Source organism: Kocuria salsicia, assembly GCF_007681555.1.
In the GTDB taxonomy this organism is placed as follows: Bacteria; Actinomycetota; Actinomycetes; order Actinomycetales; family Micrococcaceae; genus Kocuria; species Kocuria salsicia.
In genome coordinates this window covers 312,298-338,353 of record NZ_VELE01000003.1, presented here as the reverse complement: position 1 = coordinate 338,353, position 26,056 = coordinate 312,298, and the positions used below count along the sequence as shown (strand labels likewise).

The 26,056-nt window shown below is 69.8% G+C and carries 22 protein-coding genes and 1 tRNA gene; 16 read left to right on the top strand and 7 right to left on the bottom strand.

Going from position 1 to position 26,056, the window contains the following annotated elements:
• From FS770_RS07890 to FS770_RS07865, 6 genes are all read left to right on the top strand, one after another.
• Positions 1-1,167 carry an NAD kinase gene (locus tag FS770_RS07890; protein WP_244944815.1) on the top strand — a complete coding sequence of 389 codons (1,167 nt, stop codon included), beginning with the start codon at positions 1-3 and terminating at the stop codon, positions 1,165-1,167.
• Positions 1,164-2,876, top strand: a complete 1,713-nt coding sequence (gene recN / locus FS770_RS07885; protein ID WP_145010956.1) for a DNA repair protein RecN — start codon at positions 1,164-1,166, stop codon at positions 2,874-2,876. Before FS770_RS07890 ends, recN begins: the two co-directional genes overlap by 4 nt.
• A 43-nt stretch (positions 2,877-2,919) precedes the next feature.
• Positions 2,920-4,635: a CTP synthase gene (locus FS770_RS07880; protein WP_145010953.1), complete on the top strand. Its 1,716-nt coding sequence runs from the start codon at positions 2,920-2,922 to the stop codon at positions 4,633-4,635.
• Positions 4,636-4,757: 122 nt separating this feature from the next.
• Positions 4,758-5,414 (top strand): NUDIX domain-containing protein, encoded by a 657-nt coding sequence (locus FS770_RS07875; protein WP_145010950.1) that lies wholly within the window; start codon positions 4,758-4,760, stop codon positions 5,412-5,414.
• The gene (locus tag FS770_RS07870; RefSeq protein ID WP_280525936.1) at positions 5,411-6,628 is read left to right on the top strand and encodes a site-specific tyrosine recombinase XerD; all 1,218 of its coding nucleotides are present in this window, start codon (positions 5,411-5,413) and stop codon (positions 6,626-6,628) included. The genes FS770_RS07875 and FS770_RS07870 overlap by 4 nt, the downstream gene beginning before the upstream one ends.
• A gap of 99 nt (positions 6,629-6,727) precedes the next feature.
• Positions 6,728-7,723, top strand: coding sequence for a D-alanyl-D-alanine carboxypeptidase family protein (locus tag FS770_RS07865; protein ID WP_145010947.1), 996 nt, complete (start codon positions 6,728-6,730; stop codon positions 7,721-7,723).
• 196 nt (positions 7,724-7,919) lie between these two features.
• On the opposite strand, the gene FS770_RS07860 is transcribed toward FS770_RS07865, so the two are convergent.
• The 4 genes from FS770_RS07860 to FS770_RS07845 form a co-directional block, all read right to left on the bottom strand.
• Entirely contained in the window at positions 7,920-9,059 is a 1,140-nt protein-coding gene (locus tag FS770_RS07860) for a bifunctional 2-methylcitrate synthase/citrate synthase (protein ID WP_144942739.1), read from the bottom strand.
• An 80-nt stretch (positions 9,060-9,139) separates the two neighbouring features.
• Complete coding sequence (gene prpB, locus FS770_RS07855; protein ID WP_145010944.1) at positions 9,140-10,051, bottom strand: methylisocitrate lyase; 912 nt, start codon at positions 10,049-10,051, stop codon at positions 9,140-9,142.
• 2 nt (positions 10,052-10,053) lie between these two features.
• Positions 10,054-11,586, bottom strand: coding sequence for an MmgE/PrpD family protein (locus tag FS770_RS07850; protein ID WP_144942741.1), 1,533 nt, complete (start codon positions 11,584-11,586; stop codon positions 10,054-10,056).
• Positions 11,587-11,644: 58 nt separating this feature from the next.
• A complete protein-coding gene (locus FS770_RS07845; protein WP_144942742.1) occupies positions 11,645-12,304 on the bottom strand; it encodes a GntR family transcriptional regulator in 660 nt (219 codons plus the stop codon).
• Between the two features lie 181 nt (positions 12,305-12,485).
• On the opposite strand from FS770_RS07845, the gene FS770_RS07840 reads away from it, so the two are divergent.
• The 10 genes from FS770_RS07840 (at position 12,486) to FS770_RS07795 (ending at position 23,693) form a co-directional block, all read left to right on the top strand.
• A complete protein-coding gene (locus tag FS770_RS07840; protein WP_145010940.1) occupies positions 12,486-14,405 on the top strand; it encodes a propionyl-CoA synthetase in 1,920 nt (639 codons plus the stop codon).
• A gap of 131 nt (positions 14,406-14,536) precedes the next feature.
• Positions 14,537-15,970 carry a cation:dicarboxylate symporter family transporter gene (locus tag FS770_RS07835; RefSeq protein ID WP_145010937.1) on the top strand — a complete coding sequence of 478 codons (1,434 nt, stop codon included), beginning with the start codon at positions 14,537-14,539 and terminating at the stop codon, positions 15,968-15,970.
• A gap of 206 nt (positions 15,971-16,176) precedes the next feature.
• On the top strand, positions 16,177-17,070 hold the full coding sequence (locus FS770_RS07830) for a ParA family protein (RefSeq protein ID WP_144942745.1): 894 nt from the start codon (positions 16,177-16,179) through the stop codon (positions 17,068-17,070).
• A 158-nt stretch (positions 17,071-17,228) separates the two neighbouring features.
• The gene (locus FS770_RS07825; protein ID WP_425323828.1) at positions 17,229-18,197 is read left to right on the top strand and encodes a segregation and condensation protein A; all 969 of its coding nucleotides are present in this window, start codon (positions 17,229-17,231) and stop codon (positions 18,195-18,197) included.
• An 18-nt stretch (positions 18,198-18,215) separates the two neighbouring features.
• Positions 18,216-18,956, top strand: coding sequence for an SMC-Scp complex subunit ScpB (scpB, locus tag FS770_RS07820; protein ID WP_244944814.1), 741 nt, complete (start codon positions 18,216-18,218; stop codon positions 18,954-18,956).
• A gap of 7 nt (positions 18,957-18,963) precedes the next feature.
• On the top strand, positions 18,964-20,076 hold the full coding sequence (locus FS770_RS07815) for a pseudouridine synthase (protein ID WP_094393678.1): 1,113 nt from the start codon (positions 18,964-18,966) through the stop codon (positions 20,074-20,076).
• Entirely contained in the window at positions 20,073-21,191 is a 1,119-nt protein-coding gene (locus FS770_RS07810; RefSeq protein ID WP_145010933.1) for a prephenate dehydrogenase, read from the top strand. The genes FS770_RS07815 and FS770_RS07810 overlap by 4 nt, the downstream gene beginning before the upstream one ends.
• Positions 21,191-21,943, top strand: a complete 753-nt coding sequence (gene cmk / locus FS770_RS07805) for a (d)CMP kinase (protein ID WP_055086579.1) — start codon at positions 21,191-21,193, stop codon at positions 21,941-21,943. Before FS770_RS07810 ends, cmk begins: the two co-directional genes overlap by 1 nt.
• Positions 21,940-23,484 (top strand): ribosome biogenesis GTPase Der, encoded by a 1,545-nt coding sequence (der, locus tag FS770_RS07800; protein ID WP_144942749.1) that lies wholly within the window; start codon positions 21,940-21,942, stop codon positions 23,482-23,484. Before cmk ends, der begins: the two co-directional genes overlap by 4 nt.
• Positions 23,485-23,619: 135 nt before the next feature.
• Positions 23,620-23,693: transfer RNA gene (locus FS770_RS07795), tRNA-Pro, on the top strand.
• A 191-nt stretch (positions 23,694-23,884) separates the two neighbouring features.
• Here the strand turns inward: FS770_RS07795 and FS770_RS07790 are convergent.
• From FS770_RS07790 to FS770_RS07780, 3 genes are read right to left on the bottom strand one after another with little or no spacing between them, the layout of a single operon-like run.
• Positions 23,885-24,427: a tyrosine-type recombinase/integrase gene (locus FS770_RS07790; protein ID WP_244944813.1), complete on the bottom strand. Its 543-nt coding sequence runs from the start codon at positions 24,425-24,427 to the stop codon at positions 23,885-23,887.
• Positions 24,322-24,798 carry an IS3 family transposase gene (locus FS770_RS07785; protein ID WP_145010930.1) on the bottom strand — a complete coding sequence of 159 codons (477 nt, stop codon included), beginning with the start codon at positions 24,796-24,798 and terminating at the stop codon, positions 24,322-24,324. The genes FS770_RS07790 and FS770_RS07785 overlap by 106 nt, the downstream gene beginning before the upstream one ends.
• A 15-nt stretch (positions 24,799-24,813) precedes the next feature.
• Positions 24,814-26,034, bottom strand: a complete 1,221-nt coding sequence (locus FS770_RS07780) for an IS30 family transposase (RefSeq protein ID WP_425323827.1) — start codon at positions 26,032-26,034, stop codon at positions 24,814-24,816.
• Between the last annotated feature and the right edge of the window lie 22 nt (positions 26,035-26,056).

Sequence of the window (26,056 nt, the reverse complement as noted above, 5' to 3'; positions counted from 1 at the left end):
GTGACCCGCAAAATCCTGGTGATGACCCACACGGGCCGCTCCGAGGCCAAGGACGCCGCCCGCCAGTCCTGCGAGCAGCTCTACGCCGCGGGGCTCGTGCCCGTCCTCTCGCGCCCGGACGTCGAGGCCCTGCGCGCGGACGGCTTCCGTCTGCCCCCGGTGGAGATCCTCGAGGAGGACCTCGCCCTGCGTGAGATCGAGATCGTCATGGTCCTGGGCGGAGACGGCTCCATCCTGCGGGCCGCCGAGCTGGTCCGCGGCGTGGACACGCCCCTGCTGGGGGTGAACCTGGGTCACGTGGGGTTCCTGGCGGAGTCGGAGCGTTCGGGGCTCAGCGAGACGGTCGAAGCGATCGTGGACGGGCGCTACACCGTGGAGCGCCGCATGGCACTGGACGTGACGGTGTGGGAGCACCGGCGCAAGGTGCTGCACACGTGGGCCCTCAACGAGGCCTCCGTGGAGAAGGGCGACCGCGAGAAGATGATCGAGGTGGTCACGGAGGTGGACCGCCGGCCGCTGTCCACGTTCGGCTGCGACGGCGTGGTGATGGCCACTCCCACGGGATCCACCGCCTACGCGTTCTCCGCGGGCGGGCCCGTGGTCTGGCCGGAGGTCGAGGCCCTGCTCATGGTGCCGCTGTCCGCCCACGCACTGTTCTCCCGTCCCCTGGTGATCTCGCCGCGGTCCATGATTGCCGTGGAAGTGCTCACCCGCACGGACGCCCGGGGCGTGCTGTGGTGCGACGGTCGCCGCACCGCGGATCTCCCGCCGGGTTCCCGCATCGAGGTGCGCCGCTCGGAGAAGTCCGTGAACCTTGCCCGCATACACGCCACGCCGTTCTCCGAACGGCTCGTGAGGAAGTTCGAGCTTCCCATCGCGGGCTGGCGGGGGCCCATGCCGAGCGAGCAGGGCGAGGCCATGACCACCGCACTGCCGCTGGTGCAGCCGACCACGAAGGTGGTCCCGCAGGACGAGCACCAGCCCAAGCTCACAGTGGGTCGGGAGATCCCGCACCACGGCGACGACCGGGACCACCCGGAGACCTCGCACACACCCGCTGCAGAAACGCCAGTGCCGGGTGCGAGCACCCCGCAGGACGCCGCCGACGGCGCCTCGGACGGCGGCGGCGCGGCAGCCACCGGACACCGTGAGGAGCCTCGTCCGTGATCGAGGAAATCCACATCCACGACCTCGGTGTCATCACCGACGCCGTGCTGCCCCTGGGGCCTGGGCTCTCCGTGCTCTCCGGCGAGACCGGCGCGGGCAAGACCATGGTGGTCACCGCGCTCGGAATGCTGCTGGGCAACCGGGCGGACGCCGGTGCCGTGCGCTCCGGCAGCGCCAAGGCCCTCGCGGAGGCCACGGTCCGGGTCCCCGCGGAGCACCCGGCAGTGGGTCTCGTTGAGGAATCTGGTGGAACCGTGGACCACGAGGACGTGGGCCGTGCGCAGGAGGGACTCGTGCTGCTGTCCCGGACGGTCTCCGCCGAGGGCCGCAGCCGCGCCCACGTGGGTGGCCGTGCGGCCCCCGTGGGCACGCTCGGCGCCGTGGGGGAGACCCTCGTGGCGGTGCACGGTCAGTCGGACCAGCTGCGCCTGAAGTCCCCGGTTGCCCAGCGCAAGTCCCTGGACGACTATGCGGGCCCTCCCATCGCCCACGAGCTCGGGCTGTACCGGGAGAAGCTCGCCCGCTACCGCAGCGTCGTCGCCACTCTGCGCGCGGCCAAGGAGAACTCCCGCGAGCGGGCCCTGCAGGCGCAGAGCCTGACCACCGCACTCGCCGAGATCGATGCGGTGGAGCCTGTCCCGGGCGAGGACGCCCAGCTGGACGCGGAGAGCGAGAAGCTCACGAACCTCGAGGCTCTGCGCAGTGCGGCCCTGACCGCCCACACCGCTCTGAGCGGATCAGACGACGACGACGCCGCGGGCGCGAACGCCGTCGCCATGCTGTCCCAGGCCCAGCAGGCCCTGGAGAACGAGGCGGACGCGGACCCGGACCTCGCCGCACTCGCCGTGAGGGTGCGGGAACTGACCGTGGTCGCCGCGGACGTCGCCGCGGACCTCTCCGGGTACGGGAGCGGGCTGGATGAGGACGGCCCGGCCCGCCTCGCGGAGGTCGAGGCCCGGCGCAGCGCGCTGCGCCGGCTGACCAAGAAGTACGGCGCCACGATCGACGAGGTCCTCGCGTGGGCGGACGACGCCAGGGCCAGCCTCGAGAAGCTCGTCGTGGACCCGCACCGGGAGGAAGAGCTGCGTGTCGAGGGGGAGGCGCTGCGCGCGGGGCTCGAGGAGCACGCCGCCACCCTGCTGTCCCTGCGCCGGGCCGCCGCAAAACGGCTCGCGGCCGCGGTGAGCGAGGAGCTCACGGCCCTGGCCATGCCCAACGCGACGCTCGTGGTGGCTGTGGAGCCCGCCGAGCGCTTCACCGACGACGGCCGGGACAGCATCGAGTTCATGCTCGCACCTCACGCCGGCGCGACGCCCCGCCCGCTCGGGAAGGGGGCCTCCGGTGGTGAGCTCTCGCGCATCATGCTCGCGCTGGAGGTGGTGCTCTCCGAGGTGGACCCCGTGCCCACGTTCGTCTTCGACGAGGTGGACTCCGGCGTGGGCGGCAAGGCCGCGGTGGAGATCGGTCGCCGACTGAAGATGCTCGCCCGCAACGTGCAGGTGCTGGTGGTCACGCACCTCCCGCAGGTGGCCGCCTTCGCGGACCAGCACGTGCTGGTCACCAAGTCAGCCGACTCCAGTGTCTCGGACGTGAAGGTCCTCACGCACGAGGAGCGGGTGGTCGAGCTGGCCCGGATGCTCGCCGGCCACGAGGACTCCGACGCCGCCCGCGAACACGCCCGCGAGCTCCTGCGGGGCGCCACCGCATAAGTTTCCGCACGCCCCAACTCTCCGCAACCCCCACTAGACACGAATGGTAGGCTCGAAATCCGTGGTGAATGCTCAGGACGCCGCCCACGAGGCAGGCATAGAAAAGAACAACGGCAAGGTGACCCGGCAGATCTTCGTCACGGGGGGCGTAGCATCGTCCCTCGGTAAGGGTCTCACCGCGTCCTCACTCGGAATGCTCCTGCGGGCACGTGGACTCTCCGTGACCATGCAGAAGCTGGACCCCTATCTCAATGTGGACCCGGGCACCATGAACCCGTTCCAGCACGGCGAGGTCTTCGTGACCGACGACGGCGCGGAAACGGACCTCGACATCGGGCACTACGAGCGCTTTCTCGACGAGAACCTCGACGCCTCCGCGAACGTGACCACGGGCCAGGTCTACTCCACCGTGATCGCCAAGGAGCGCCGCGGCGAGTACCTCGGGGACACCGTGCAGGTGATCCCGCACATCACGGACGAGCTCAAGCGCCGGATGCGCCGCCGCGCGGAGGACGAGAACGCCCCGGACATCATCATCACCGAGATCGGTGGCACGGTCGGTGACATCGAGTCCCAGCCGTTCATCGAGGCGGCCCGCCAGGTCCGCCAGGACGTGGGGCGGCGCAACGTCTTCTATCTGCACGTCTCCCTGATTCCGTTCATCGGCCCCTCCGGCGAGCTGAAGACCAAGCCCACCCAGCACTCCGTGGCCACGCTGCGCGGTCTGGGCATCCAGCCGGACGCCCTCGTGCTGCGCTGCGACCGGGACGTGCCCGACGCCATGCTGCGCAAGATCGGCAGCGCCTGCGACGTGGATCTGGACGCGGTGATCTCCTGCCCGGATGCCCCCAGCATCTACGACATCCCGAACACCCTGCACAGCCAGGGCCTGGACACTTACATCCTGGACTACCTGGGTCTGGACTACCGGGATGCCGACCTGCGGCAGTGGTCCCGGCTGCTCACTGCAGTGCACGAGCCGGACCACCAGGTGAGCGTGGCGCTCGTGGGCAAGTACATCGACCTCCCGGATGCCTACCTCTCGGTGTCCGAGGCGCTGCGCGCGGGCGGGTTCGCCAACAACGCGAAGGTCAGCATCAAGTGGGTGGCCTCGGACCTCTGCGACACCCCCGAGGGGGCCCAGCGCGAGCTCGGCGACGTGGACGCGGTGCTGGTCCCGGGAGGCTTCGGTATCCGTGGCCTCGAGGGCAAGCTGGGCGCGCTGCAGTGGGCCCGCGAGCACAAGGTGCCCACCCTGGGGCTGTGCCTCGGGCTGCAGTGCATGGTCATCGAGTATGCGCGGGACGTCGTTGGCCTGCCCAATGCGTCCTCCACCGAGTTCGACCCCGACACGGACACCCCTGTGGTCGCGACCATGGAGGAGCAGAAGCGGTTCGTCGAGGGCGCCGGGGACCTGGGCGGCACGATGCGTCTGGGACTGTACCCGGCCGCGCTCGCCGAGGGCTCCGTGGTGGCCGAGACCTACGGCGCCACCGAGGTCTCCGAGCGGCACCGGCACCGATACGAGGTCAACAACGCGTACCGCGAGGCGCTCACGGGAGCCGGCCTGCGGATCTCGGGAACCTCTCCGGAGGGCACCCTGGTGGAGTTCGTGGAGCTGCCGCGCGAGGAGCACCCGTACTACGTGGCCACGCAGGCCCACCCGGAGCTGGCATCCCGCCCGACCCGCCCGCACCCGCTGTTCGACGGTCTGGTGAAGGCCGCACTGGAGCGCCGCGGGGTGCAGACGGCCTCGTGACGTGGGGCGGGTGCGGTGTTCCGCACCCGCCCTTCCGCGTGCGTCCACGCCGCACCTCGTCGGGCGCCGCACCTCTGCGCCGCGGACCGTCCTGTCCCGTCCCCTTCCCGAACGGAGTCACCGTGGAATTCACCTCCATCACCGCCGACCAGCTGCGGGACCGCCCGGATCAGCGACCGGTGGACGCGTCCGAGACTGTGCTGGACGGCGCCATCTGGAACGTGCGGCGTGAGACCTTCCGCATGGCGGGCCAGGAGAAGCCCCTGGTCCGGGAGTTCATCACGCACCCGGGTGCTGTCTCGATCGTCGCCCTCGATGAGCAGGACCGCATCCTGCTCATCAACCAGTACCGCCACCCGGTGGGCATGCGCATGTGGGAGATCCCGGCTGGTCTGCTCGACGTCGACGGCGAGCCCGCCGTCGAGGCCGCCCGGCGGGAGCTGGGCGAGGAGGCTGACCTCGTGGCCGAGCAGTGGGACGCGCTCGTGGACTTCGACAACTCCCCGGGGTCCTCCGCCGAGGCCAACCGCATCTTCCTCGCCCGAGGTCTTTCCGAGGTTCCCGCGGCGGAGCGCTTCGCCCGCGAGGGTGAGGAGGCGGAGATCGTGGCAGGCTTCGCGGACCTCGACGACGCCGTGGACGCGGTGCTCGCCGGCCGGCTCGCCTCCCCGGCGGCGGCCCTCGGCATCATGGCCGCGCACGCTGCCAAGGCCCGCGGCTGGCGCACGCTGCGCCCCGCCGACGCCGCCTGGCCCGCCCATCCCGAGCTCGCGGTGTGAGCGCGGAGCGGTTTTCGGCGGACGGGCCGATCACGGAGCCCCTGCCCGTCATCCCAGAGGCGCTCGTGCAGAACGAGCGCTCGAGGGATGCCCTCCCGCCCGACGCCACCACGGACGCACCGTCCGACCAGGACCATGACCAGGACCCGGAGCTGGGCCAGGACCTGAACCGCGACCAGGAGCAGGATCCGGATCCGGATCGGGACACTTCCGCGGCGGAGTCTCCGCAGGCGGGCCGGCGCACTTCCGGCTCCAACCCGGCACCGGCGGAGGACCCCGCGCCCGAGCTGCGCCGCGCTGTCGAGAGGTACCTGGATCACCTGGTGGTGGAACGCGGGCTGGCGGAGAACACTCTGGCGGCATACCGCCGGGACCTCGCCCGCTACCAGCACCACCTCACCACCCGCGCTGCGGAGGTTCGCGTTCCGCGGGACATCACCACCGACCACGTCAGGGCGTTCCTTCGGGTGCTGCGCGAGGGCGAGGAGGGCCACCCGCCCCTGTCCGCCCGCAGCAGCGCGCGGGTGCTGGCCGCGGTGCGGGGAGCACACGCGTTCTGGGCCACCGAGTCCACGGTGGACTCAGACGTCGCCTCCCGCGTGAGCCCGCCCGTGCCGGGCCGCAGGCTGCCGAAGGCGATCGGGATCACCGAAGTAGAGAACCTGTTGGCCGCGCCGGATCCCGAGACGCCCGTGGGGCTGCGCGCCCGGGCGTTCCTGGAACTGCTCTACGCCACGGGAGCCCGCATCTCCGAGGCCGTGGACCTGGACGTGGACGACCTCGCCGGCCTTCGTGACGAGGAGCTCGCACTGATCCGGGTCCACGGCAAGGGCGACAAGCAGCGGCTCGTGCCCGTGGGGTCCTTCGCCGTGGACGCACTGCAGCGCTACCTGGTGCGGGCCCGCCCCGAACTCTCCCGCAAGGGCCAGGGGTCCCCGGCCGTTTTCCTCAACGCGCGAGGATCGCGGATCTCACGGCAGACCGCCTGGAACATGGTCAAGGACGCCGCCCGCACGATCCACCGGGAAGAGGGCATCACCCCTCACACGCTGCGCCACTCGTTCGCCACGCACCTGCTGGAGGGCGGTGCGGACCTGAGGGTCGTGCAGGAGCTGCTCGGTCACGCATCGCTGGCCACCACGCAGATCTACACCCGCGTCTCGGTGGAGTCGCTGCGCGAGGTCTACGCGACATCGCACCCGCGCGCCCGCTGAGCCGGACCCGCCCCGGGCGTGTGCGTGCAGCTTCGTCACCCGGTGTGCTCGTGGAGCGCCGCACTTCCCCGGTGTGAACCACGGAGTACCGTGAGGAGCATGCGAACACTCTCCCGCCTGTCGCACGTCCTGCTCACCGCGCTGCTGGCCGGGGGACTGCTCGCGGCCGGGGCGTCGCCCGTCTCCGCCGTGTCCGGGACCGGCATCGGGATCGATCGCGAGTACCGTGCGCTGCCTGATCCCGGTGCCTGGCTCGGCGACCCCGTCTCTGCGGAGCGCTGCGGGCTGCGCGACGACGGGTGCTACCGGCAGTACCAAAAGGGCACCATCCACTGGTCGCCCACCACGGGGGCCCGAGCGCAGCGCGGAGGCATCCTGGCCCGCTGGCGCGCGGAGGGCTCCGAGCACGGCAACCTCGGGTACCCCGTGAGCCGGGAGACGTGGGGGAAGAACGGGTGCGAGGTGCGCTACCAGCGCGGACGCATCACCTGGACCGCCACGGCCGGTGCCGTGGTGCACCGGGACGTGGACGCGGCCTCGAGCGCGTCGGTGGTCGTCAACAAGAAGCGCCCGCTGTCCCCGCGCAGGTACGTGCCGTCCCCGCTGCGCGCCGTGGGCGGGGGAGTCCAGCTGCGCGACGACGCGGCAACTGCCTACCAGCGCATGAGCCGTGCGGCCACCGCGCAGAGCGTCCCGCTGGTGGCGCAGAGCGGGTACCGGGACTACGCGACGCAGGACTCGCTCTACCGCGGGTACACCGCCTCCTACGGGCAGGCGATCGCAGATTCCCTCTCCGCGCGGCCGGGCTACTCCGAGCACCAGACGGGCCTCGCCGTGGACGTCGCCACGCCCACCGGCGCCTGCACTCTGCTCGCGTGCTTCTCGGCCACGCCGCAGGGCCGGTGGATCGCGGCCCACGCCCACGAGTACGGATTCATCGTGCGCTACCCGCAGGGCCAGACACCCACCACCGGCTACGCCTACGAGCCGTGGCACCTGCGCTACGTGGGGACCGTCACCGCGAAGAGCGTCAAGAAGAGCGGGCGGGCGAACCTCGAGGCGTACCTCGAGCTCCCGGCAGCTCCGACCTACTGAGCCGCCGGGCGAGGGCGCGGCGCTGTGCCGCGCGCCCGGTGCGATTCGGAGAGGCGGGCCCCACGGAGGACGACGATGCCCCGCGTGCGGCGCAGGCGCGGTGGCGCCGGGGAGTCAGAAGGCGCAGGGGGCCGCAGCACGAACGACGCCGTGCCCCGCAGAAGGCGGGGCACGGCGTCGTGGTCGGATTCGCGGGTCAGTTCAGGTGGCGCTCGTCCGGGCCGTTGTAGGCGGACAGTGGGCGGATCAGCGAGTTGTTGGCGCGCTGCTCCATGATGTGGGCGCTCCACCCGACGATCCGAGCGCACACGAAGATGGGCGTGAACGTGGGAATGTCGAAACCCATGAGCCAGTAGGTGGGCCCGGCGGGGTAGTCCAGGTTGGGCTTGATGGACTTGGCCTCGTCCATGGACTTCGCCAGACCGCTGTAGAGTCCCAGGATCTCCTGGCGGTCGTAGTAGTCCAGCATGCGGAACAGAGCGTCCTGCATGGTTGGCACACGGGAGTCACCGTGCTTGTAGACCCGGTGGCCGAAGCCCATGACCTTCTTCTTCTCGGCCAGGGCCTGGTCCATCCACTCCTTGGCGCGCTTCTCGGCCTCCTCAGCGGTCTCCTCCTTGCGGATGCCGAGCTCCTCGAAGGTGTGCATGACGGCCTCGTTGGCGCCGCCGTGCAACGGGCCCTTGAGGGCGCCGATCGCGCCGGTGACTGCGGAGTGCAGGTCCGAGAGCGTGGAGGTGATCACGCGCGCCGTGAAGGTCGAGGCGTTGAAGGAGTGCTCCGCGTACAGGATGATCGACACGCGGAACGCGTCCACCACCTCGGGCGCGGCCTCCTCGCCGAAGGCCATCCAGAGGAAGTTCTGTGCGTAGTCGAGGTCCTCGCGGGGCTCCACGGGCTCCTGGCCGTGCCGGCGCCGCTGGTCGTAGCAGACCACGGCCGGCATGACCGCGAACAGCTCCTGGGCCTTGGCCAGCTCGGCCTCGGGGGAGTTGTCCTCCGCGAGCGGGTGCTGCGCGCCGATCACGGACGCGGCGGTGCGGCACACGTCCATGGGGTGGCACGTGGTGGGCAGCTCGTCGATCACGCGCCGCAGCTCTGGCGTGAGGGCGCGGTGGGTGCGCTCGAAGTCCTGGAAGGCACGAAGCTGCTCCGCGGACGGCAGCTCACCGTTCCACAGCAGCAGGGCGACCTCCTCCGCGGAGCAGTTCTGGGCGAGCTCCTGCACGGGGTAGCCCCGGTAGAGCAGGGAGTTGGTCTCGGCATTGACCTTGGACACGGCGGTGGCGTCCGCCACGACGCCTGCGAGGCCCTTGCGGATTTCGGTGTCAGCCACGGTTGATCTCCTTCGACAGCAGTGGACAGAAAAGTACGTGGTTCCCACCCCACCACATCGGGCGGGGTGGGAACAGCAGGTCACGCGTTCGGGGAGCCGGGCACCTCGAAGTTGAAGACCCCGGAGTCGAACTGGTTGTACCCCGTGTAGTCCACGAGTTCGTACAGCCGCTTGCGGGTGAGCATGGTGTCCACCTGCGCCTGCTGCGTGCCGTCCTCGCGGATGGTGGTGAGCAGGCGCTCCATCGCACCCATGGCCTGGCGCTCCAGGGACACGGGGTAGATGACCATGGACACCCCGGCGTCCTGCAGCTGCTGCGTGGTGAACAGCTCGGACTTGCCGAACTCGGTCATGTTCGCGAGCACGGGCACGTCCAGTGCGGAGGCCATGCGCTCGAACTCGGAGAGGTCCGCCATGGCCTCGGGGAAGATCACGTCCGCGCCGGCGTCCGCCAGCGCCTTCGCCCGGTTCACGGCGGCGTCGAACCCTTCCACCCCGCGGATGTCGGTGCGCGCCATGATCACGAAGTTCGGATCGCGGCGGGCCGCGACGGCGGCGAGGATGCGCTGGGTGGCGGTGGCGGTGTCCACCACGTTCTTGCCGTCCAGGTGCCCGCAGCGCTTCGGGTTGAACTGGTCCTCGATGTGGCAGCCGGCCAGGCCGGCGTCCTCGAGCTCCTGCACGGTGCGGGCCACGTTCATGGGCTCGCCGAAGCCGGTGTCCGCGTCCACGAGGCACGGCAGGTCCGTGCTGCGGGCGATCTGTCCGGCCCGGGTGGCCACCTCCGTGAGCGTGGTCAGCCCGATGTCCGGCAGGCCGAGCTCGTTGGCCAGGACACCGCCGGAGATGTAGACGCCCTCGAAGCCCTGCTCCTGGATGAGCTTGGTGGACAGCGGGGTGAACGCGCCGGGGAACTGGGAGATCTGCGGGTCGGCCAGCAGCTCCCGGAAGCGCTCGCGCTTCTGCGCGGGGGTCACGGTGGTGTACAGCATGATCAGAAGATTCCCTTCGGCGACGTCTCCAGCTCCACGGCCGCGGCGATGTTCAGCTGGCCCAGCTCGCCGGCCTTCAGCTCGGGCAGCCGCTGGACGGTGTCGAGGAAGCGCTCGATCTCCTCGGGGGCCACCAGGCCCTCAGCCAGGGTGCGGAATTTGGTGATGTACTGCTCACGGGCGAACGGGCGGGCTCCCAGCGGGTGAGCGTCCGCCACGGCGATCTGGTCCGTGATGACCGAGCCGTCCGTCAGGGTGATCTCCACCGATCCTCCGAATGCCTTCTCGGAGATGTCCAGCGAGTGGTAGCGGCGGGTCCACTCGGGATCCTCCTGCGTGGTCACCTTGTGCCACAGCTCCACGGTGTCCGGGCGGGCGGCCCGCTCCGGGGCGTAGGAGTCCACGTGGTGCCACGCACCGTCCTGAAGGGCGACCGTGAAGATGTAGGGGATCGAGTGGTCCAGGGTCTCGCGCGAGGCCGTGGGGTCGTACTTCTGGGGGTCGTTCGCCCCGGAGCCGATCACGTAGTGCGTGTGGTGCGAGGTCTTGATGAGCACGGACGCCACGTTCGCCGGGTCCGCGAGCTCGGGGTGCTCGCGGCGCAGCTTGCGGGCGAGGTCGATCCACGCCTGGGCCTGGTACTCCGCCGAGTGCTCCTTGGTGTAGGTGTCCAGGATGGCGCGCTTGGTTTCACCCGGCGCGGGCAGGGCCACCTCGTAGCGGGCCTCGGGACCGGAAAGCAACCACGCGATCACGCCGTCCTCACCCTCGTAGATGGGGGTGGGGGAGGTCTGTCCGCGCATTGCGCGGTCCACAGCCTCCACGGCCATCTTCCCGGCAAACGCGGGGGCGTGAGCCTTCCACGTGGAGATCTCGCCCTTGCGGGACTGGCGAGTCTGGGTGGTGGTGTGCAGCGCCTGGCCGATCGCCTGGAAGACGGTCTCGGTGTCCAGGCCCAGCAGGGCGCCGATGCCTGCGGACGCGGAGGGGCCGATGTGCGCTATGTGGTCGATCTTGTGCTCGTGCAGGCAGATGCCCTTGACGAGGTCCACCTGGATCTCGTAACCGGCGGCGATCCCACGGATAAGGTCCTCGCCGGTGCTGCCCACGTGCTGGGCCACCGCCAGGATGGGCGGAATGTTGTCACCGGGGTGGGAGTACTCGGCGGAGAGGAACGTGTCGTGGTAGTCCAGCTCGCGCACGGCCACGCCGTTGGCCCAGGCCGCCCACTCAGGGGACACAGCGGCGTCGTTCTCCGGAGCCCCGTAGAGCAGCGCCCCCTGCCCCGTGAAGCCGCCGCCCGGGACCACCCGGTGGCACAGCGCCTGGGAGCGGGCGGAGACGATGGGCCCGCGGTTCAGGGACGCGATGGCCACGGAGGCGTTGTCGATGATGCGGTTGACCACCATTTCCACGACCTCGGGTGCCACGGCCACGGGGTCCGTGGCCACGGCGGCGAGCTTGTGGGCGAGCTGCTCCTCGCGGGGCAGCTCCTCCTTGGACGAGTACGTGCGCACGGTGTGTGTGACGGTCACGGGCGTTCCTTTCGGGGCGGGAGTTCTCGGGTTCTCGAGCGGCCGGTCGCGGCCGGGTTCAGGAGGCCACCGGGCTGACCGGGGCGAGTTCGGGGGTGCGCAGGGCGTTGCCCAGCGCGTTCTTCAGGTGCACGCGGGTGGTGGCCACGGCGAGCGCGGGGTCCCCCTCAGCGATGGATCGGGCGATGGCCTCGTGCTCGGCGGCCGCGATCGCGAGACGCCGGGGGTTGGAGGTGGACAGTCGACGGACCCTGGCGAGGTGCAGCCGCACGTTGGCGAGGGCCTGCTGCAGGTACGGGTTGCCGGCCGCGTGGTCGATCTCGGCGTCCATGCGGTCCACGAGCTCGTAGTAGGCGGGGTGGTCCGGGTCGTCGGAGAGGGCCTCCGCGGCGTGCGAGAGCTCCTCGGCCAGGGCGCGGAAGGTGTCCCTGTCGCCGCGCTGCGCGGCGAGCTCTGCGGCGCGGCAGTCCAGGCTGTCCCGCAGCTCGTAGAGCGCGCGGACGTCCCCGGCGGAGATGGCGCTGACGACGACGCCACGGCCGTTGTGGGGCTCGGTCAGCCCGTCCGCGGTGAGACGGGAGAGCGCTTCGCGCACTGGAGTGCGGGAGATGCCGAGACGTTCGGATAGGTCCACCTCGCCGAGCACCTGACCCGGGGTCAGCCGCCAGGACACGATGTCCGCCCGCAGCTCGCGGTACGCGCGCTCACCAGCTCGCATGGCTCCTCCTGACGTGTGGAAACACCCTCACTGTATACATCCGCGCGTCTCGAACCAAGCATTATGGAAGATTGACACGAAATTCCCCGTCTTTTGTATACACAACCCTTGTTTGCATGTGATCCATGACACTACGCTGTCACTACGCCGAAGCCCGCCCGCACCACACCCGGAGGAAGCCATGACGCCGAGCACCTACGAATCCGTCTACCGCGCGAGTGTGGAGAACCCCGAGCAGTTCTGGCTCGACGCCGCCCGGGCCGTGGACTGGGTCAAGGCCCCCACACGGGTGCTGGACGACTCCGCCGCGCCCATCTACCGCTGGTTCCCGGACGGGGAGCTGAACACGTGCGTCAACGCGGTGGACAGGCACGTGGCCGCGGGCCACGGGGAGCGCACCGCGCTGATCTACGACTCCGCCGTGCTCAACGTGCAAGAGCACATCACCTACGCGCAGCTGCAGGATCGCGTGGCGCGCTTCGCCGGCGCGCTCGCCGCGCAGGGGGTGGGGAAGGGGGACCGCGTGCTTCTGTACATGCCGATGATTGCCGAGTCCGTGATCGCGATGCTCGCGTCCGCGCGGATCGGGGCGGTGCACTCCGTGGTCTTCGGCGGCTTCGCGCCCCGTGAGCTCGCGAGCCGCATCGACGACTCGCAGCCGGTGGTGATCGTGACGGCCTCCGGTGGTGTGGAGCCCAAGCGGCGGATCGAGTACCTGCCCGCGATCGAAGAGGCGCTGCAGCTCAGCGAGCACGCGCCGTTGGCGGTGCTGGTCCACGAGCGTGACGGCTTCGAGACCACGGTGGCCGGGGCCCGCGAGAGGGCGACGGCATCCGCCGGTCCCTCGTGGCTCTCCTGGATCGAGGCGCAGGACGGGGTGGCTCCGGCCGAACCCGTGGTGGTCAAGGCCACCGACCCCCTCTACATCCTCTACACGTCCGGGACCACGGGAAAGCCCAAGGGTGTGGTGCGGGACAACGGCGGCCATGCGGTGGCGCTGACCTGGTCCATGGCGAACATCTACGAAATCGGCGCCGGGGACGTGATGTGGACGGCGTCAGACGTCGGGTGGGTGGTGGGGCACTCGTACATCGTCTACGGGCCCCTGCTGGCCGGGGCCACCACCGTGGTCTACGAGGGCAAGCCCGTGGGCACCCCGGATGCCGGAGCGTTCTGGAAGCGCGTGGCCGAGCACGGAGTGAAGGTGCTGTTCACCGCACCCACTGCCCTGCGTGCGATTCGCAAGGCGGACCCGGAGGGTGAATTCGTCCGGCAGTACGACATCTCCTCCCTGAGGGCGCTGTTCGTCGCGGGGGAGCGGCTGGACCCGGAAACCTACCACTGGGCCGCCCGGGTTCTGGCCGTCCCCGTGGTGGACCACTGGTGGCAGACCGAGACCGGGTGGGCCATCTGTGCCAACCCGTTCGGGATCGAGCGGCTGCCCATCGTTCCCGGCTCGCCCACGGTGCCGGTGCCCGGGTTCCACGTGGAGATCCTCGATCCCGTCGGCGAGCCCCTGGGGCCCGGGGAGGAGGGCAACATCGCGGTGCGGCTGCCGCTTCCCCCGGGCACGCTCGCGACCCTGTGGGGCAACGACGAACGCTTCGTCTCCTCCTACCTCTCTGCCTTCCCGGGCTACTACGCCACCGGGGACTCCGGTTACATCGACGAGAACGGCTACGTGTTCGTGATGGGCCGCACCGACGACGTCATCAACGTCTCGGGCCACCGCCTGTCCACGGGGCAGATGGAGCAGATCGTCGCCACCCACCCGGACGTGGCCGAGTGCGCGGTGATCGGCGTGAACGACCCGCTCAAGGGTCAACGACCCTCCGGGTACGTGGTGCTCAAGACCGGTGCCCGGATCACGCAGGAGCAGCTGCGTGAGGAGCTCGTGAAAATGGTGCGCTCGCAGATCGGGCCGGTCGCGGACTTCAAGGACGTGGCCGTGGTCGAGGCCCTGCCCAAGACGCGATCCGGGAAGATCCTGCGCAAGACCATGCGGCAGATGGCGGACGGCGAGACCTACGTGGTGCCCTCCACCATCGAGGACCACTCCGTGCTTGAGGCGCTGAAGGCCGTGCTCGCGTCGAAACGCTGACCTGTTCGGGGGACGGCGGGAACCCCGGATAGGGTGAGCTCCGTCATGCACACGTGGGCGTGAGCACACGGGGCCGGCACCCCGGGAGCCCGCCCGCGCACCGGACACACACCGATCGATCAGGAGCCACCATGACGAACCAACCCGCCGCGCGCGATCCGCGTGACGCGCCACCACCGGTCAAGAAGAAGCGCGACCGCACCCACTACCTCTACATCGCGGTCATCGCCGCGGTGGTCCTGGGCATCGTGGTGGGTCTCGTGTTCCCCGATGCAGGGGTGGCACTGAAGCCGCTCGGCACGGGCTTCGTGGCGCTCATCAAGATGATCATCGCGCCCGTGATCTTCTGCACGATCGTGCTGGGCGTGGGCTCGGTGGCCAAGGCCGCCACGGTCGGGAAGGTGGGCGGTCTGGCGCTGCTCTACTTCATCGTGATGTCCACCTTCGCGCTCGCCATCGGCCTGGTGGTGGGCAACATCGTCCAGCCCGGCGCCGGTCTGGATCTTGCGAACGCGCACTTCGACCAGTCCTCCCTGGCCACCGGCCACGAGGAGAGCGAGGGCGGCCTGGTGGGCTTCGTGCTGGGTATCATCCCCACCACCCTTTTCTCCGCGCTGACCTCGGGGCAGATCCTGCAGACCCTGCTGGTCGCCCTGCTCGTGGGCTTCGCCCTGCAGGCCATGGGGGAGGCCGGACAGCCCGTGCTCAAGGCCGTGGGCTACATCCAGGCTGTGGTGTTCCGCCTGCTGTCGATGATCATGTGGCTCGCCCCGATCGGGGCGTTCGGCGCCATCGCGGCGGTCGTGGGGGCCACGGGTCTGAAGGCCGTGTTCTCCCTTCTCGGGCTCATGGTCGCGTTCTACGTCACCTGCATCCTCTTCATCGTGGTGATCCTGGGCCTGATCCTGAAGCTCGTCTCCGGTGTGAACATCTTCACGCTCATGAAGTACCTGGCACGCGAGTACCTGCTGATCTTCTCCACGTCCTCGTCCGAGGCGGCCCTGCCGCGGCTGATCGCCAAGATGGAGCACCTGGGTGTGTCGAAGACCGTGGTGGGGATCGTGGTGCCCACCGGGTACTCGTTCAACCTGGACGGCACGGCCATCTACCTGACCATGGGCGCACTGTTCGTGGCCGACGCCATGGGCAAGCCCCTGCAGATCGGTGAGCAGATCGCCCTGCTCGTGTTCATGATCATCGCCTCCAAGGGCGCGGCCGGTGTCACCGGCGCTGGCATCGCCACCCTGGCGGCCGGACTGCAGTCCCACCGCCCGGACCTGCTGGACGGCGTGGACCTGATCGTCGGCATCGACCGCTTCATGTCCGAGGCTCGCGCCCTGACCAACTTCTCCGGCAACGCCGTGGCCACGCTCGTGCTCGGCACGTGGGTGAAGGAAGTGGACAAGGCCCGCGTGCAGCGGGTCCTCTCCGGCGCGGAGCCCTTCGACGAGACCACGCTGGCCGTTGACCCGCACGCCTCGGTCACGCAGAGCGCCCCGGCAGGGGAGGTTGGTGCGACGTCGACGACGGGCACGCCGTCGACTCCTCCGCCCGCAGCCCACTAGCGCGACCCGGCCGAGCAACGGCCCCTGACGCCCACCCGGTGCACGCCACCGGGTGGGCGTTCGCCGTCATCCCGTCCTCCGAGCGCGGCCCCGAGCCCAGGCGCTGGGCAGGCTCGGGGCCGGACGCTGGGAGCGGAACAGCACGTCGGCGGTAGGGTAGGGCGTTGAGACCCCGTTGTCCCGCCCAGGAAGGAAGGCCGTCGCCCGTGAGCAACGCCCATGATGAGAGGCCCCAGCAGACCCAGGCTGCGGTGTCGGACGCCGTAGGCCCCACGGGACGTCCCGTGCGAACCTTCCCGGATCCCCCCGAGCTCACTGAGCACGGACCCGCGCGCATCATCGCGATGGTGAACCAGAAGGGAGGGGTGGGCAAGACCACCTCGACCATCAACCTGGGCGCCGCGCTCGCGGAGCTCGGCCGCAAGGTGCTGCTCGTGGACTTCGACCCTCAGGGCGCGCTCTCGGCGGGCTTCGGCTCCAACCCCCACGAGCTGGACCTGACCATTTACAACGTGATGATGGACCGTTCCGTGGACGTGTGGGACGTCGTGCAGCAGACTCACGTGGAGAACGTCGACCTGCTGCCCGCCAACATCGACCTCTCCGCGGCGGAGGTGCAGCTCGTCAACGAGGTGGCCCGCGAGCAGGTGCTCGCCTCCGCGCTGCGCAAGGTGGAGGACTACTACGACGTCATCCTCATCGACTGCCAGCCCTCCCTGGGCCTTCTCACCGTCAACGCGCTCACGGCCTCGCACGGCGTGATCATCCCGCTGATCTGCGAGTTCTTCGCGCTGCGCGCGGTGGCCCTGCTGGTGGACTCGATCTCCAAGGTGCAGGACCGCATCAACCCGAAGCTGCAGATCGACGGCGTGCTGGCCACGATGTTCGACTCCCGCACCCTGCACTCGCGCGAGGTCATCGCCCGGATCGTGGACGCGTTCGGGGACACGGTCTTCGACACCGTCATCAAGCGCACCGTGAAGTTCCCGGACGCCACGGTGGCCGCGGAGCCCATCCTGAACTTCGCCACCAACCACCCGGGCGCGGAGTCCTACCGTCAGCTTGCCCGCGAGCTCATCTCGCGCGGCGGCGCGCCCTGATCCGTCGTGCCTGAGCAGCACCGGCGGACGCGCGCCCTCACTGAGGCACACCGGCCGAGCCGGGCGAGCGCCCTGGCCGGTACGCGCTGGCTGACGGGAATGCGCCACCTGGCCGGAACGCGCCACCTGAGAGGGCTGCGCCCGGGGGAGCGGGGCGCGTGAGTGACGTCGACGTCGACGTCGTGGCGCCGCCCGTCCCCGTTCCCGCCGAGGCCGAGGCGGAGCGGACCGGGCAGGGGAGCAGCGGGTTCACCGTGGCCCTGGAGAACTTCCAGGGCCCGTTCGACGTCCTGCTCTCGCTGATCGCCAAGCACGAGATGGACATCACCCAGGTGTCCCTGTCGGTGGTCACGGACGAGTTCATCCAGTACGTGGGCGCCCTGCAGCGCACGGCGTCGCCCCAGGCACTGGACGAGGCGAGCGAGTTCCTGGTGGTGGCCGCCACGCTGCTGGACCTCAAGGTGGCCCGGCTGCTGCCCCGCGGCGAGGTGGAGGACGAGTACGACGTCGAGCTGCTGGAGGCCCGCGACCTGCTCTTCGCCCGGCTGCTGCAGTACAAGGCGTTCAAGGAGGTCGCGGGGCGGCTGAACGTGCGCCTCGCCGCGGAGTCCGTGCGGATCCCACGCCAGGTGGACCTCGACCCCGCCGTGACCACGGCCCTGCCCCCGCTCGTGTGGACGCTGACCCCGGATCAGCTCGCGCACCTCGCGGTCGCGGCGCTGGACCCGGAGCGCCACGTGCCGCAGGAGGTCGACGTCGCGCACCTGCACGGCGCGCAGGTGCGGGTCGCGGACGAGGCGGAGATCCTGGCCGAGGCTCTGCGGGACGGTGCGGAGCACACCTTCGACTCCCTGATCACGGACGCGGAGTCCACCCTGGTGGTCGTGGTGCGCTTCCTGGCCCTGCTCGAGATGTACCGGGACCGCGTGGTGCGCCTGCACCAGGACGAGGTGCTCGGACCCCTGCTCGTGCGCTGGGACGGAGCCCGGGACTGGTCCGCGGAAGCGCTGAACAGCAAGTACACGGGTGCTGAGCCCGACGAGGTCGCGGCGGCGGCACCCGGCGGCCACGAGGGCTCGGCACCACAGGCCCCGGTGGGCACGGAGAGCGAAAACCTGGGAGACTGAACCCAGTACAGGATCGGTGTGAACCGTACCGAAGGAGATGATGAGCGCGTGGCCGAGACGGACCCCGCACCCCCGGTGGAGACTCCCGGGGAGAACCGCACGGGAGACGACCTGCTCTCGGCGCTGGAAGCGGTGCTCATGGTGGCCGCCGCCCCCGTGGGGGTGGACGAGTTCGCGCGCGTCACGGGGGAGTCCTCGCACCGGGTGCGCAGCGCGCTGGAGCACCTGAAGGCCGACTACGACGGCGTGACCGGAAACACCGCGGCACCCCCACCCCAGCTCACGGAGCCGGGCTATGATGGACGGTCGGCCTCACACACGCACTCACCCACGCACCGGGAGAACGACCTTCCGGCAGCTCCGCGGGTGCGGGGCTTCGAGCTGCGGGAAGTGGCCGGCGGCTGGCGGATCTACGCCCGCAGCGACCACGCGCAGCTCGTGACGGACTTCGTGGTGGAGGGCAGCAGCTCCCGGCTCTCCCAGGCCGCACTGGAGACCCTGGCCGTGGTGGCGTACCTGCAGCCGGTCTCCCGCTCGCGCGTCTCCGCCATCCGCGGCGTGAACGTGGACGGCGTGGTGCGCACCCTGGTGCAGCGAGGCCTGCTCACCGCGTGGGAGCGCGACGAGGCCTCCGGCTCCGTCCTGTACTCCACGACCCCCCTTTTCCTGGAAAAACTCGGTCTCGGCTCGCTGGACGAGCTCCCGGACATTGCACCTCTGCTGCCCGGAACCGACCAACTTGACGACATAGAGGACTGATCGACGCATGGCAGCATCACACGGCAACTCGGCACGCGGCGGGGGCGCCCGCGGCCCCCAGGGGCGCGGCAAGGGCTCCAAGGCCGGCCCCAAGGGCGGCTTCCGCTCCGGACCGGGCAAGAGCTCGGGATCCGGCAAGGGTTCCGGCCCGGGCAAGGGCTCGCGCACGGGCGACGCCGCCGGGCGCGGCTACGCCAAGGGTCCCGCTTCCGGGCGGGGCAAGGGCCCGGGCAAGCCCAAGGCTGCCGCCGGGCAGAAGGGTCCGCAGAAGCCCCGCGCGTTCGCGGGTGTGGACAAGTACGAGCGCCGCGCCTCGGCGATCAAGGAGCACGGCCCGCACCGGCGTCGTCGTCCCAAGAACCCGCCCGTGGACCGGCTGGAGGTCCACGACGAGAACGGCGTGCGGCTGCAGAAGCTCATGGCGCAGGCCGGGGTGGCCAGCCGCCGGGTGTGCGAGGAGATGATCCAGGACGGCCGCGTGAGCGTGGACGAGCAGATCGTGACCGAGCTCGGTGTGCGCGTGGACCCCGCGCTGCAGGTGGTCCACGTGGACGGCATGCGCATCCAGACGGACGAGAAGCTCGTCTACTACGCGTTCAACAAGCCCGCCGGTGTGGTCTCCACCATGGAGGACCCGGACGGTCGCCGCTGCGTGAGCGACTACCTGGACCCCCGCAAGCACGAGCGCGTGTTCCACGTGGGTCGCCTGGACGTGGAGACCGAGGGGCTGCTGCTGCTGACCAACGACGGCGAGCTCACCAACCGCCTGACCCACCCCTCCTACGAGGTGCCCAAGACCTACCTCGTGCAGGTGCACGGGCCCGTGGAGAAGGGCATCGGCAACCAGATGAAGGAGGGCATCCGCCTGGAGGACGGCATCGCCAAGGTGGACGACTTCCGCCTGGTGGACTCCACCCCCGGCCACGTGCTCATCGAGGTGGTCCTGCACTCCGGGCGCAACCGGATCGTGCGCCGCATGTTCGACGCCGTGGACCACCCCGTGGAGAAGCTCGCCCGCACCCACGTGGGCCCCATCGCGATCGGGGACCAGAAGCAGGGCACGGTGCGCAAGCTCTCCCACACCGAGGTGGGCAACCTCCTCGCCTCCGTGGGGATGTGAGCGTGGTCCCCACGATCGCCACGAGCACCGGGCCCGTCCTGGTGGTCGGCTCCGGCCTGCTCGGTGCGAGCATCGGGCTGGGGCTGCGCCACCTGGGCGTGGACGTGCACGTCCGGGACTCCTCGCCCACCACGGAGGCCGTGGCGCAGGACATCGGGGCGGGCCGCTCCGTGCGCGCCGCCCGTGCCGCCCACGAGGAGGTGCCCGAACCCGCCCTCGTGGTGGTTGCGGCACCCCCGGACGTGGTCGCTGAGCTCGTCGTCGAGGCGCTCGCCGAGCACACCGACGCCGTGGTGCTGGACATCGCCTCGGTCAAGGGCCCCATTCTCGACGCCGTGCGTGCCGCGGGTGCGGACCTCACCCGGTACGTGGGCACCCACCCGATGGCCGGGCGCGAGAAGTCCGGCCCGGTGGCGGCACGCGGTGAGCTGTTCACCTCCATGCCGTGGGTCATCTGCCCCGGTCCGGAGACCGGCGCCCGTGCCGTGGCCGCGGCCAAGAACCTCGCGGTGGACCTGGGCGCGACCATCACGGTGATGGAGCCCGCCGAGCACGACGAGACCGTGGCGCTGATCTCCCACCTGCCCCAGGTGATGTCCTCGCTGCTGGCCTCCCGGCTGCAGGAGACCCCTCCGCACCACCTCTCTCTGGCCGGGCAGGGGTTGCGGGACACCACCCGGATCGCCGGCTCGGACCCCGGGCTGTGGGTGCAGATCCTCTCCGCGAACGCCCGTCCCGTGGTGGCGTTCCTGCACGAGGTGCGCGAGGACATCGACCGTCTGATCGCCACGCTGGAGAACCCGGAGGCCCCGGGCGCTCGCCTGGACATCGCCCAGCTGATGGCGGAGGGCAACGCGGGCCAGGCCCGCATCCCCGGCAAGCACGGCGGCGCGCCCCGTGCGTTCGCGACCCTCACGGTGGCCGTGGACGACACCCCGGGCCAGATCGCGCGGCTGCTCACGGAGATCGGGGAGATCGGGGTCAACCTGGAGGACATGCGCCTGGAGCACTCGCCCGGGCAGCCCGTGGGTCTGGTGACGGCGTCGGTGGAGCCCTCCCGGCACGCGGACCTCGTCGACGAGCTGCAGCAACGCGGCTGGAAGGTGGTGCAGTGATGAACGCACGCGACGTGAACGCACGACTGGTGATCGCGATCGACGGGCCCTCGGGGTCCGGGAAGTCGTCGGTCTCCAAGGAGGTCGCCCGCCGGTTCGGGCTGGCCTACCTGGACACGGGTGCCATGTACCGCGCGGTGACGTGGTGGTGCCTGGAGTCCGGAGTGGACCTGGACGACGACGCGGCGGTCCTGGTTGCCACGCGCTCCGTCCCCCTGGAGATGGGCACGGACCCGGATGAGGAGCGCATCCTCGTGGCCGGGCAGGATGTCCGCGCGGCCATCCGGGGGGACCGCGTGACCGACCACGTCTCGGCGGTCTCCACCACAGTCGCGGCCCGCGAGATCCTGGTGCGGATGCAGCGGGAGATCATCCACGAGAGCGGGAACCGGATCGTCGCCGAGGGCCGGGACATCACCACCGTGGTGGCCCCGGACGCAGACGTGCGGATCCTGCTGACCGCCTCGCAGGCCGCGCGGATGGCGCGGCGGGGCAGGCAGCTGGGCGCGGCGGCGTCGTCAAACCTGCAGGCACAGGTGGTGGGCCGTGACGCGAAGGACTCCACCGTGGTGAACTTCACCAGTGCCCAGGACGGCGTCCACCTGCTGGACTCCTCCGAACTGACCATGGAACAAACCGTGCAGGGAGTGATCGACCTGGTCATCCGTGACACGGACACGGCACACGACGGGGCCGCCGAGGCCCCCGACGACACGGGTGCTGCGGCCCCCGAGGAAGCGAGGCAACCATGAGCGCACCCGACGAGCCCACGGTGGACTCCTACGAGCAGTCCGTCCTGGGCGGGGGCAACGAGGACATCTCCCAGCGCCTGGCCGCGATCGACGACAACGAGGCCGAGGCCCGGGCGCAGGCCCTGCGCGAGGGACTGGCCGACTACGAGCTCGACGACGAGGACGCGCTGCTGCTCGCGGACTGGATCGACGGGCAGGACGAGCGCAACGCGCGCCGCCCCGATCCCGTGGTGGCGGTCGTCGGACGGCCGAATGTGGGCAAGTCCACGCTCGTCAACCGCGTGCTCGGCCGCCGCGAGGCCGTGGTCGAGGACACCCCGGGCGTGACCCGTGACCGCGTGTCCTACAAGGCAGAGTGGAACGGCAAGAACTTCACCCTGGTGGACACCGGGGGCTGGGAGCAGGATGCCAAGGGCATCCACAAGCGTGTGGCGGAGCAGGCGGAGCTGGCCGTGGAGAACGCGGACGCGGTGCTGCTCGTGCTGGACGTGACCGTGGGCGTGACCGCCACGGACGAGGCCGTGGTGAACATGCTGCGGCGCGTGAAGAAGCCGATCATCGTGGTGGCCAACAAGGCGGACTCCCCGCAGCTGGAGATCGACGCGACCGCGCTGTGGTCCCTGGGCATGGGGGAGCCGTTCCCGGTCTCCGCCCTGCACGGCAAGGGCTCCGGTGACGCGCTCGACGCGCTCGTGAAGGCGTTGCCCGAGTTCTCCGAGGTGGCCGAGGCGGAGCTGGAGGGCGGTCCGCGCCGCGTGGCACTGATCGGACGGCCGAACGTGGGCAAGTCCTCGCTGCTGAACAAGCTTGCCGGCTCGGACCGCGTGGTGGTGGACGAGACCGCCGGCACCACGCGCGACCCCGTGGACGAGATCATCCTCCTGGGCGGGGAGGCGTGGCGGTTCATCGACACCGCCGGCATCCGCCGCCGCGTGCACCTGCAGCAGGGCGCGGACTTCTACGCGTCCCTGCGCACGCAGACCGCCCTGGAGCGCGCGGAGGTCGCCGTGGTGCTGCTCGCCGTGGACGAGGTGCTCTCCGAGCAGGACGTGCGGATCCTGCAGATGGCCGTGGACTCCGGGCGCGCCCTGGTGCTCGCGTTCAACAAGTGGGACACCCTGGACGACGAGCGCCGGTTCTACCTGGAACGCGAGATCGAACGGGATCTGGCCCACGTGTCCTGGGCGCCGCGCGTAAACCTCTCGGCCAAGACCGGGTGGCACAAGGACAAGCTCGTCCCTGCGCTGCACACGTCCCTGGAATCGTGGGACCGCCGCATCCCCACCGGGCGCCTCAACGCATTCCTGGGGGAGATCGTGGCCGCGCATCCGCACCCCGTGCGCGGCGGCAAGCAGCCCCGCATCCTCTTCGGCACGCAGGTCTCCTCCCGCCCGCCGAAGTTCGTTCTGTTCACCACCGGCTTCCTGGACCCCGGCTACCGCCGGTTCATCCAGCGCCGCATCCGCGAGACCTTCGGCTTCGAGGGCACCCCGCTGGAGGTCAGCATGCGCGTGAGGGAGAAGCGCCAGCGCAAGCGCTGAGTGGTTGCCCCTACTGGCTCGGTTTCCATGCGGCGCGGGCGGCTCGCGAGTCGCCTGCGCCGATGTGAAATTCGGGCAGGGTTGGGGTAATGTAACTCGGGTGTTCGGGGCCGGAAGCGGCGTCGAACACGGTCGCGGGATGTGGCGCAGCTTGGTAGCGCACTTGACTGGGGGTCAAGGGGTCGCAGGTTCAAATCCTGTCATCCCGACAGAAAAGCCCAGGTGAGAGTAAATTTCTCACCTGGGCTTCGTCGTTTCTGGTGTCCTTTTCGGAGGGGTTTATGAAAACATCCGACCGCGGATGTTGACACCTTCCGGGACGCTTCGATTGCGGCCGTTGTGACGAGCCGGGACCTGGCCGGGACCTGGAGCCCGTTTTGGGCCGCGATCGGCAGCCTTTTCATCGCCGAGGGGCCGTCGCTAGACCGGACGATGCGGGGCTCTCATGCTCGGGGTACTTGTGTCCGTCGAGGAACGCGTTGGCGCGTGCGGCGGCGTCGGCGAGGTGCCTGGTGCCGGGGTGGAGGTAGCCGCGGGTCGTCTCGATTGATTTGTGTCCAAGGATGCCGTGGAGGACATGGAGCGGGATGCCAGCGTCTGCGAGCCAGGTCGCTCCGGTGTGGCGGAGTCCGTGCCCGGTGAGGCTGGGTAGCTCAAGCTCGGTGACAAGCTGATCCCACTTCGTCGCATCCCGCACACACCCTGTGGTGAGCACCCCACCGCGGGGACCGGTCAGGAGCCGCTCGTCGGGTTCACGTTCGTGCGTGAGTCGCTCCAGTACGGGTTTGAGGGCTTGGGAGCCTGACCCGGTTTCCCGGACGGTTGATGGTGGTTGATTCAAGCCGCCGTGGCAGCGGGGGCGTGAAGGGTTTCGAACTCGTGGGGTGACAGCATCCCGATCCCGCAGTGTCGCCGGCGGGAGTTGGACCAGCCCTCGATCCACTCGAACATCGCCGTCGCGAGGACCTGTTTCGACGGCCACGACCGCCGGTCCAACAGCTCGCGCTGCATGGACGACCAGAACGACTCCATCGCCGCGTTGTCCTGGCTCGAGGCGACCCAGCCCATCGACCCGAGCAGCCCGGCCTGGCGGAGTCGGTGCCCGAACAGCCAGCTCGTGTACTGACTGCCCCTGTCCGGGTGAACGATCGTCCCGGGCGGTGGACGGCGCTGCCAACGGGCCATCTGCAACGCGTCGACGACGAGTTCGTTCCGGATGTGGTCCGCGATCGCCCATCCGAGGATCCTCCTGCTCCAGGCATCAATCACCGCGCAGCAGTAGACCCAGCCGTGCGCGGCTTGAGTTCCAGTCATCGTCGCAACACTGGTTCAACTCGCATTCAGTAAAGCATGGAGTCGTTCGGCTGGAGTGTCCCAGTCGAGCGTCTTGCGTGGACGTTCGTTGAGGTCCTCTGCGACGCGTCGCAATTCTGCGGGCGTGTGGCGGGAGAGATCGGTGCCCTTCGGGAAGTACTGGCGTAGGAGACCGTTCGTGTTCTCGTTGCTGCCGCGCTGCCAGGGGCTGCCCGGATCACAGAAGTACACCGCCATATCGGTGGCGGTCTGGAACCCCACATTCCCCGACATCTCGGTGCCCTGGTCCCAGGTCAGCGAGCGGCGTAGCGCTGCTGGCAAATCAGCGACGGTGGTGATGAGGCCATCGCGCACGGTCTCGGCCGTGTGGTCATGTTCGAGGTGCACGAGGGTAACGAAGCGGCTTGATCGCTCGACGAGTGTTCCGATTGCTGATCGTCCCATCGTGCCGACGATGAGGTCCCCTTCCCAATGCCCAGGGATTGCACGATCCTCAGCTTCCGCGGGTCGCTCAGCGATGGAGACCATAGGGTCCACGAAGCGACTGGTTCTCTTCGCTGGATCGTGCCGTGGTTTTCGTGTTGTCCGCCCGCGCCTCATCGACGCGGCGATCTCGCGTTTCAGAGCGCCGCGTCCTTGGACGTAAATCGCCTGGTAGATCGTTTCGGTGCTCACCCGCATCCCTTGATCGTCCGGGAACTCTTTCACGAGCCGGTGACTGATCTGCTCTGGTGACCATCGTTTACGCAACTTCGCTGCCACATAGGCGCGCAAATCGCCAGCAGATTCGAGTTTGCATGCACGTCGCCTCGGCCGGCGCGCCGCCGCGATCCGGTGCGCCGCGTAAGGAAGATAGCCGACTGTCGTGGCCGTGTTGCGGGCGATCTCCCGGCTGATCGTCGACGCGCTCCGCCCCAGCGCACGCCCGATCGACCTTATCGAGTCCCCGCGGCTGCATAGATCGTGAATACGCTCTCGTTCGATCAAACTCAGGTAGCGAGAATCGATAACAGTCTCAAGACGCGCCAGATCAACCGGGGCGCCTCTCGTATAGGCATCACGCGGGCTCTTCACATTCGCCAGTATCGCCGCCTGACGGTAGCGAACTACACGACCGTCGGGGTGAACGCGTCCGCCCGTTATCTGCTTGATGCCCTTGTCCCAATCTTGCGCAGAGCGCTTGTCCACGCCGACCCGTCTCGCAGCATCCGCCCGACTGACACCGTCGGCACGCAACCGCTCAAACCGGGGACTGTCC